This is a genomic window from Phyllobacterium sp. P5_D12, assembly GCF_054049495.1.
In genome coordinates, this window is the sequence record NZ_JBFUMG010000154.1 from 1 (window position 1) to 9,173 (window position 9,173).

A 9,173-nucleotide genomic window follows, 5' to 3' on the forward strand; every position below is an offset into this window, starting at 1 on the left:
CTTTCCAGCCACGATGTGCTCCACATCTCCAACGAGGAACATCGTGCCATTGTCGATGCGCTCGAAGCGCGCGACCCTGTTCGTAGTCTCATCGCCGCGCGCACCCATATTCTCAATGGCATCGTACGTACCCGTCAAGCTGGACAGCCAGGACCGGTTGAACAGGTTGAGAAACAATCGCGCAAAACGAGCGACGAGAAATCCCGCGACGAAACCTGAAGCTTGAATCGAACCGTCAAGTTTTTTGCAAACACAAAACTGTTGACAATTAACAATCCTCCCAGCACAGTCGATTTGAGAATTTACTCAAGACAGACGTGACATAAGAGGATTTGGGATGAATCAGAACAAGGCAGTCGACATCGAGTTGACGAAATATGTGGCCGAATTCGTGGTCGAGACAGCATTTGCTGATTTGTCGGCTGAAGTCATCGAACTCGGCAAGAAATCAATACTCGACGGCTTCGGTCTTGCCCTTTCCGGTTCGGTTSCCAAAAGCGGCGAATTTGTTCGCCGGCATCTCGGAGATCTCGGGCTTGCTGATGGCGCCGCGACCGTCATCGGTGGCGGCCGCAAGGTAGCGCCTCGGTTCGCCGCATTTGCCAACGGCGTCGGCATCCACGCGGATGACTATGACGACACACAATTGGCCGTCGCCAAGGACCGCGTCTATGGCCTGCTCACGCATCCGACGGCACCAGCCTTGCCAGCTGCCTTTGCGATCGGCGAACTTGTCAAATCTTCCGGCAAGGACTTCATGCTGGCATATCACCTCGGCGTCGAGGTCGAGTGCAAGATCGCCGAAGCAATCGCGCCCCGTCACTACCAGACAGGTTTTCACGCGACGGCTACGTGCGGAACTTTCGCCGCAGCAGCTGCAAGCGCCAGACTGATGGGCTTCGACGTCGCGACCACGCAGCGTGCGCTATCGATTGCGGGCAGCCAGTCCGCGGGTTTGCGCGAGAATTTCGGCACAATGACAAAACCATTCCATGCCGGACGTTCCTCGGAAAGCGGCGTTGCGGCGGCACAGTTCGCTTCCTATGGCTGGACCGCCACGCCTCGGATACTCGAGGCACCGCGCGGGTTCTTTGCCGCAGCGGGCGGCGGCTACGATCAGAGTGCGATTTTCGACAAGCTGGGCGCGCCTTGGACCTTCGCCAATCCTGGCATCTCCATCAAACCGCATCCGTCGGGCTCCCTCACCCATCCCGGAATGACCGAAATGCTCCGATTGATCAAAGAGCATGGCATTCGCGCCGAGGACGTGAAGCATGTACGCGTTGGCACCAATTCCAATATGCCAAATGCCTTGATCCATCATCGTCCGAAGGATGAACTCCAGGCGAAATTCTCCATGGAATTCTGCATGGCGATCCTGCTGCTCGAAGGCCGTGCCGGCCTCAACGAGTTTACAGACGCTGCGGTCGAACGCGAGGACGTCAAGGCGATGATCGAGAAGGTCGATTTCGTTATAGACGACGAGGCCGAAGCAGCAGGCTATCACCTTATGACAACCCTGATCGATATCGAGCTCAAGGATGGCCGCAAGATTTCCGGGCGCGCCGATTTTGGCAAGGGCAGTCCGGCATTCCCCATGAGCTACGACGAGGTGGCGGGCAAGTTCCGTGAGAACGCCGAGTTCGCAGGGATGTCCCGCAGCAAGGCGGATGAGATAGTCGAACTGGTGCGCGGGCTGGAAACCCTTAGCACTCTGGACGATCTGTCAGCGCGTCTTATCTCCGTCGCCTGACGAAATCCATCATGCCAGACTCGGGAACATTGGGTGGCGGTCCGCGTGTCTTCGACCGCACCCTCGCGAGAATGGGTCTGGCATTGCTGATCGGCATCGCGGGGGCGGTGGCTGCCAGAGGCATCTCTATGCCACTACCGTATCTTCTCGGGCCACTTCTGGCTTGTGGCAGTGCCTCCATCATGGGTGCGCCACTTGCTGCATTGCCTTACGGCCGGGAACTTGGCCAGGTGGCAGTCGGGCTGGCTATTGGCTTGCGCTTCGTTCCGGTCGTGGTCATTGCAATCGCCAAGCTGCTTCCGTTCATGCTTCTTGCAACGGTCTTGACGATCATTGCTACAATGGTTGCGGCGCTGCTATTGCAAAAGCTTGCCGGTACCGATCGCAAGACCGCGTTCTTCGCTACCGCCGCTGCCGGGCTTGCGGAAATGGCCGTCGTCGCCCATCAGAAAAACGCGGACAGTGATACGGTTGCCGTGGTTCATTTGATCCGCGTTACATCGATTGTGACAATCGTTCCATTCCTCGTAACGATCTTTGGCGAGGATGGCGGCATTCACCCCACGCCGATACCGTTTCGGGGCGAAGCGATTCCGCTCGTTGCCCTGTTCGTCGTGGGTGCTGCCGCTGCATTTCTGGTGCGGCGATTCAAGCTGCCCAATACATGGCTGCTTGTTCCCGCGGCTATTGGCGCGATCGTCTCAGGTTTTGGCTTTGGCCCTTTTGCGGTTCCGTCGATTGTCCTGACGATAGCGCAGGTCGTCATCGGTGTCTGGCTCGGCTGCCGCTTCAGGCGATCGCTGCTCGGCAGGCTATGGCGGGTAACGTCTTCGGCTCTCGTGACCACGGCGTTCCTGCTTGCTGTTGCCATGGGAATAGCTTTGGCACTGTCGGCAGCTACGGGGCTTTCATTCGTTACAAGTCTGCTTGCCGTGGCGCCCGCCGGGGTTACGGAAATGGCGCTCACCGCTACGGGGATGCATCTCGATGCAACGACGGTGACCGCATTCCAGATCACACGGATTGCTGTGGTGATGACGACGATCCTCTTTACGTTTCGGATATTTGAAACCTTTTCGCGTCGCCTCGACGCATCCTCTGATTGAAAGGATTGTTCCATGACAAGCCATCTCGTGATCGGCATTCTAAACGGCGATGACATCGGCCATGAAATCGTGCCGGCAGCCGTCGAGGTAACGCGCGCAGCGGCCGCCAAGACGGGTCTGCAAATCGATTGGCGGCCGATGCCGATCGGTCGGTCGGCGCTTGACACACACGGCTCGACTTTTCCTGAAGGCACGATGGAAACGCTTTCGAAGATGGATGGCTTCATTCTCGGTCCAATCGGACATCAGGCTTATCCAAAGGTTCCCGGTGCGATTAACCCGCATCCGATCATGCGCAAAGGCTTCAACCTCTTCGCCAATGTCCGCCCCACAAAATCGTTCCCTGGACTTGGCGCTATTCACGAGGGCATCGATCTCGTCATCGTGCGCGAGAACAATGAGGGGTTCCAGCCCGACCGCAACGTGGTTGCCGGCTCTGGCGAATTCCGGCCGACGGAAGATGTGACGATCTCGGTTCGCGTCATCACGCGCGTGGGCTCATCGCGTGTGGCACGGGCGGCATTCGAAATCGCGCAGCAACGCAAAAAACGACTGACACTTGTCCACAAGAACACCGTGTTCAAGCTCGGTTGCGGCATGTTCGTAGAAGAGTGCCACCGGGTCGCCAAGGAATTTCCCGAGGTGACTGTCGACGAGGTGATCGTCGACACCATGGCGATGCGTCTCATTCGGGACCCACAGAGTTTCGACGTCATCGTTACCACCAACATGTTCGGCGACATACTGACGGACGAGGCGGCGGGGCTCGTTGGCGGTCTTGGTATGGCACCAGGCTTGTGCATCGGCGAGGGCAACCTGGCGATGGCGCAGGCCACGCACGGCTCCGCTCCCGATATCGCCGGCAAGGGCATAGCCAACCCATTCGCGATGATCGAATCCGCACGGATGATGATCGAGTGGCTGGGCCATAACCGCAAGATAGCTCAGGCCGTGGAGGCAGCGTCCATCATGGAGAAAGCAATCGCTACGGCACTCGGCGACCCCGCCACGCGTACCCGCGATATCAAGGGGACCGCCGACACCGCCGGAATGACAAAGGGAATTATTGCGGCGCTGGGTTAGTTCGCCAAGTTCGTTCAAAGAACCCTCCCTGCTGCTTCGCAGCCTCTCTCCCCCCAAGGGGGAGGGTATCAGCGCCATTTCTGCGGCCTACAGCGCAGTCTTTGAACTAAGCCTTGATCTCTTCCGGCTCCTGGCCGTTGAAGAATTTCCAAAACGCGTCATAGACAAGATCGGGACGTTGTTCAGCCGGATAATGGCCGGTTGGCATCGCCCAGCCTCGCATGTCGGGAGCCCAGGGCCTCCATGCCTCGAGCGGAGCGAAATGACGCCCACAATGGCTGTTGGAACCCCACAGAACCAGCACGGGACAGTTGATCGTGCGCTTGCCGAAGTCTGCCGTATCCATGGCGAGATCGACGCTGACGGTTGCCCGGTAGTCTTCGCATACCGCATGGATCTGCTCAGGCGTGGTACAGCGCTTGTATTCAGCCATCGCTTCCGGGCTGAATATTTCAAGGCCGACGCCTTTCTTGTTGAGTTTGTAGTCGATGTAGTAGTCAAGGTCGGCTGTCAGCAGTTTTTCAGGGAATGGTGCCTTCTGTGCCATGAAAAACCAATGATAGGCTTCGAGCCCCCATCCGAGAGTAACGTTGGTAAGGGCATGATATGTGGGCACGATATCAAGCGAAGCCAGCCGCTCAACGCGATCGGGAAAATCGAGCGCCATACGGAAAGCAGCGCGCGCACCGCGATCATGTCCGGCAACCTGAAACTTCTCGAAGCCAAAGTGCGACATGACCTCGGCGTTGTCCTGCGCCATCGCGCGAAACGAATAGGCGGAATGATCTTCTTTTCCATCAGGCTTCGAACTGTCGCCATAGCCGCGCAGGTCGGGGGCAACAACAGTAAAACTTTTGGCGAGCGCGGGCGCGATCCTATGCCAGCTGACATGGGTCAGCGGATTGCCGTGCAACAGCAGAAGCGGCGGCCCCTCACCGCCGATCGCTACATTGATCTCGGCGCCCGCAGTTCGTATCCGCTCATAGCGGAAACCGTGCATCAGCTTTCCCTTTTCTTCAAAGAACGGGGGCACCTTGGACATCGACTCTGTCAGCGACATCSCATTTCTCCTTCTCGCTTGCTATCAATCATGCAGGATATCCTGGAGATCACGTCATGCCCATTTCTGTAAATTGTCAACAATTTATAATTGACAATCATGAAAAAAATCGTCATCCGAGTATATGGAAACGGAATTGCCAAATGCGCCGCCAAGGAGTCAATCAATGAAGACACACAAGATTGCAGCCATTCCGGGCGACGGTATTGGCAAGGAGGTTGTTGCCGCCGGGCTTCGTGTCCTTGATGCCTGCGCAACCCGCGATGGCAATTTCACTGTCGATGTCGAGAATTTCCCTTGGGGATCGGATTTCTACAAGGCGAATGGTGTCCTGATGCCCGAAGGCGGCATCGACAAATTGAAAGCCTTCGACGCTATCTATTTCGGTGCAGTGGGCGCGCCAGACGTTCCCGATCACTTGACGCTATGGGGCCTGCGCCTCGCCATTTGCCAGCCTTTCGACCAATACGCCAATGTACGCCCGACCCGTATTCTGCCGGGCATCGAAAGCCCGTTACGGGGTGTTACTGCCGAGGATCTCGATTGGGTAATCGTTCGCGAGAATTCCGAGGGGGAATATGCCGGCCAGGGTGGCCGCTCGCACCGGGGCTTGCCGGAAGAGGTGGCGACGGAAGTCTCGATCTTCACGCGTGCCGGCGTTTCCCGCATCATGCGCTTTGCTTTCCAGCTCGCGCAATCGCGGCCGCGCAAGCTCCTGACCGTGGTCACCAAATCGAACGCCCAGCGCCATGGCATGGTATTATGGGATGAGATCGCCCGAGAAGTTGCAAGCGATTTTCCCGATGTTACCTGGGACAAGATGCTGGTCGACGCAATGACCGTACGCATGACGCTCAACCCGCGATCGCTCGATACGATTGTCGCTACAAACCTTCATGCCGATATTCTCTCTGACCTAGCCGCCGCACTCGCCGGATCGATCGGCATTGCGCCAACCGCTAACCTGAATCCCGAAGGACGTTTTCCTTCGATGTTCGAACCCATCCATGGCTCGGCGTTCGATATCACCGGCAAGGGGATCGCTAACCCGGTGGGGACATTCTGGTCGGCTGTGATGATGCTCGAACATCTCGGCGAGCCCACGGCCGCGGCCAGGCTTATGCGCGCCATCGAAAGGGTCACTGCCGACCCGGCACTGCACACACCGGACCTTCGCGGCACTGCCACCACAGAAATGGTCACCGACGCTGTCTGTGCGGCAATTCTCGGCGACAACGAATAGGAAGGAAACAAGATGCCAGCCAACAGTCTCAAGATTGCGGTGATTGCCGGCGACGGCATCGGAAAAGAGGTAGTCCCGGAAGGATTGCGCGTCCTCAAAACGGCCGCGGACAAATTCGATCTCGATTTGAAGTTCGACACCTTCGACTTTGCATCGTGCGATTATTACGCGAAGCACGGCCGCATGATGCCCGAGGACTGGAAAGCGCAGATCGGCGGCCATGACGCGATCTTCTTTGGCGCCGTTGGCTGGCCGGAGACCGTCCCGGATCATATTTCCCTATGGGGTTCGCTCCTGCAGTTTCGGCGCGAGTTCGACCAATATGTGAACTTGCGTCCCGTACGCCTTATGCCGGGCGTGCCGTCACCTTTGGCAGGCCGCAAGCCGGGCGATATCGATTTCTTTGTCGTCCGTGAGAACACGGAGGGTGAGTATTCCTCGATCGGCGGCAAGATGTACCCCGGGACCGAGCGGGAGATCGTCGTTCAGGAAACGGTGATGAGCCGTATCGGCGTCGACCGGATTCTCCGTTTCGCCTTCGATCTTGCCCAAAGCCGCGGCAAGAAACACCTGACCTCAGCGACCAAATCCAACGGTATTTCGATCACCATGCCCTATTGGGATGAGCGGGTGGAAGAGATGGCAAAGTCCTACGCTGATGTGCGCTGGGACAAGTATCACATCGATATTCTTTGCGCGCACTTCGTGCTCAACCCCGATCGTTTCGATGTCGTTGTGGCATCCAACCTTTTCGGCGATATCCTCTCGGACCTCGGCCCTGCCTGCACGGGAACCATCGGCATCGCGCCTTCCGGCAACATCAATCCGGAGCGCAATTTTCCGTCACTGTTCGAGCCGGTACATGGTTCGGCGCCGGATATCGCCGGCAAGGGCATCGCCAACCCGATCGGGCAGATTTGGGCGGGAGCCATGATGCTGGAGCACTTGGGACATGCCCAGGCTGCGGCAGCTATTATTGATGCAATCGAGGCGGTGCTCGCCAATCCCGCTCAGCGGACCGGCGATCTCGGCGGCACCGCAAATACGATCACCTGCGGCAGGGCGGTCGCGGAGGCGCTTTCCTCATCCAATTCCAACGCGTCGAGGGCGTCATGAGTACAGAACTGCCGATCATTGCCCTGACACCCGGCGACTGCACCGGAATTGGTCCGGAGCAAACCGCGCGGATTCTGCACGACCGGCGGATGTCGAGCACCGCCCGCATCGTCGTCGTCGGCGATGCACGGGTCATCGATCTCGGAATGCAACAGGCTGGGGTATCGTTTTCCTATAAGCGCTATTCATCTCCTGCCGCGATCGATTGGTCAGACGATGCTGTAACGCTCATCGACCTCGCCAACACCGATCCGGCACTTTATGCACCCGGGATCGGCAGCGCTGAATCCGGTCGCGTAACCGGTGAAACATTGTCACGGGCAATCGATTTCGCCAAGGCTGGTGAAGTCGACGCCGTTTCCTTCGCACCCCTCAACAAACGCGCCATGTATGATGGCGGATGGAAATTTCCCGACGAACACAAGATGTTCGCTCATCTGCTCGGCCACAAGGGCTATTTCAGCGAAATGAACGTGCTCGACAATCAGTGGATGTCGCGCGTCACATCGCACGTTTCGCTCAGACAGGCCGTCGAGCAGATCAACCGCCCGGCGATCGAAGATGCCATTGTTCTGGCGACGACGATGATGAAGAAGGCGGGGATCGAGTCTCCACGGCTTGCCGTCGCCGCGCTCAATCCGCATGGCGGCGAAGGCGGTCTGTTCGGAACCGAAGAGATCGAGATCATTCGCCCGGCTGTCCAAGCTATGGCGGCGAAGGGCATCAACTGCGAGGGTCCCTTCCCGTCCGATACAGTCTATCTCAAGGCCTTTGCCGGAGAATATGACGGCGTCCTTTCCATGTATCATGACCAGGGCCAGATCGCGACGAAGATGCGCGGATTCAATCGGGGCGTGACGGTGACCGCGGGCCTGGATACGGTCTTCACAACCCCGGCGCATGGGACAGCGTTCGATATCGTCGGCAAGGGTGTGGCGGATACAGGCGCGTTTGAGAACGCCATAAAACTAGCCAGCAGGCTGGTTCAGTTCAAACGGCTCAAGGCGTTACAGGACTGAAACCCAGGTACTCAATGTCGATGCCAACATAGCGGCAAGGCCGCCAAGTGCCAGTACGCCCAAGACCGGGAACCTTGGCGCAAAGTATAGGATCACGCCTGAAAGGCCAGCGATTACAAAGGCTGTGACCCCTCCATCGGCGAGCCTGAACAACGACAAGACGCCCGCGATGATCAAGCCGATACCGACCGGCGCCAAACCCTCCCGCATGGCGCGATGCCATTTCTTGTCGCGATGATGGTTTGTCAACTTGAAGACGGAGTAGCATAGCAGCGATGATGGAACGAAGAGGGCGAGCGTCGCCACGAAAGCGCCGAGCCAGCCAGCGACCTTCCAGCCGATCACGGTAGCAAGCATCATTCCAGGCCCGGGAGCGGCGCGCGACACTGCGAACAGGTCGAKAAATTCGCGAGAATTCACCCAGGCATGAACAGTGACTGTTTCATGTTGAATACCCGCCACAATCGCTGCGCCGCCGCCGATCGAGGTGAGCGAAAAAGGGATGAACACCAGGGCGATCGCAACGAGGGTATCGAAACGCACTTCAGATTCTCCGCCAGGCCAGAGCGACGCTGATCGGGGCGATGACGCAAGCAACCGGAATGAGGGGAAAGCGGAAAATCCCGACAAGTATCGCCGTCACCGCAATGGTAATAATGGATGGAGGAAATCGCATCGCCCTGCGAACGCCATGAACACACATGATGATCAAAAGGCCCATTGCAGCGAAGGCCACACCATCCGAAATTACCGGCAACAAGGGATAGCCAGCAAGGGCGTCGAACAACTGGCA

At 57.9% G+C, this 9,173-nt stretch carries 8 protein-coding genes and 2 pseudogenes; 7 read left to right on the forward strand and 3 right to left on the reverse strand.

Going from position 1 to position 9,173, the window contains the following annotated elements:
• The 4 genes and pseudogenes from ACXJ5O_RS12305 to ACXJ5O_RS12320 all read left to right on the forward strand — a co-directional run.
• A pseudogene (locus ACXJ5O_RS12305) lies at positions 1–219 on the forward strand (hypothetical protein); the annotation flags it as partial.
• A gap of 118 nt (positions 220–337) precedes the next feature.
• A complete protein-coding gene (locus tag ACXJ5O_RS12310) occupies positions 338–1,753 on the forward strand; it encodes an MmgE/PrpD family protein (protein ID WP_457300135.1) in 1,416 nt (471 codons plus the stop codon).
• Between the two features lie 11 nt (positions 1,754–1,764).
• Positions 1,765–2,859 carry an AbrB family transcriptional regulator gene (locus ACXJ5O_RS12315; RefSeq protein ID WP_457300136.1) on the forward strand — a complete coding sequence of 365 codons (1,095 nt, stop codon included), beginning with the start codon at positions 1,765–1,767 and terminating at the stop codon, positions 2,857–2,859.
• Positions 2,860–2,871: 12 nt separating this feature from the next.
• Complete coding sequence (locus ACXJ5O_RS12320) at positions 2,872–3,942, forward strand: isocitrate/isopropylmalate dehydrogenase family protein (protein ID WP_271897938.1); 1,071 nt, start codon at positions 2,872–2,874, stop codon at positions 3,940–3,942.
• 106 nt (positions 3,943–4,048) lie between these two features.
• On the opposite strand, the gene ACXJ5O_RS12325 is transcribed toward ACXJ5O_RS12320, so the two are convergent.
• Positions 4,049–5,002, reverse strand: a complete 954-nt coding sequence (locus tag ACXJ5O_RS12325; RefSeq protein ID WP_457300137.1) for an alpha/beta fold hydrolase — start codon at positions 5,000–5,002, stop codon at positions 4,049–4,051.
• 166 nt (positions 5,003–5,168) lie between these two features.
• Between ACXJ5O_RS12325 and ACXJ5O_RS12330 the strand changes: the two genes are divergently transcribed.
• From ACXJ5O_RS12330 to ACXJ5O_RS12340, 3 genes are read left to right on the forward strand one after another with little or no spacing between them, the layout of a single operon-like run.
• Positions 5,169–6,245: a tartrate dehydrogenase gene (locus ACXJ5O_RS12330; protein WP_457300138.1), complete on the forward strand. Its 1,077-nt coding sequence runs from the start codon at positions 5,169–5,171 to the stop codon at positions 6,243–6,245.
• 12 nt (positions 6,246–6,257) lie between these two features.
• Complete coding sequence (locus ACXJ5O_RS12335) at positions 6,258–7,361, forward strand: tartrate dehydrogenase (RefSeq protein WP_457300139.1); 1,104 nt, start codon at positions 6,258–6,260, stop codon at positions 7,359–7,361.
• Positions 7,358–8,380, forward strand: coding sequence for a PdxA family dehydrogenase (locus ACXJ5O_RS12340; RefSeq protein ID WP_457300140.1), 1,023 nt, complete (start codon positions 7,358–7,360; stop codon positions 8,378–8,380). Before ACXJ5O_RS12335 ends, ACXJ5O_RS12340 begins: the two co-directional genes overlap by 4 nt.
• Here ACXJ5O_RS12340 and ACXJ5O_RS12345 read toward each other — a convergent pair.
• Together ACXJ5O_RS12345 and ACXJ5O_RS12350 are read right to left on the reverse strand one after the other, a co-directional pair.
• Positions 8,369–8,923 (reverse strand): chromate transporter, encoded by a 555-nt coding sequence (locus ACXJ5O_RS12345; protein ID WP_457300141.1) that lies wholly within the window; start codon positions 8,921–8,923, stop codon positions 8,369–8,371. The genes ACXJ5O_RS12340 and ACXJ5O_RS12345 overlap by 12 nt on opposite strands.
• A gap of 1 nt (position 8,924) precedes the next feature.
• Positions 8,925–9,173: pseudogene (locus ACXJ5O_RS12350) on the reverse strand (hypothetical protein); the annotation flags it as partial.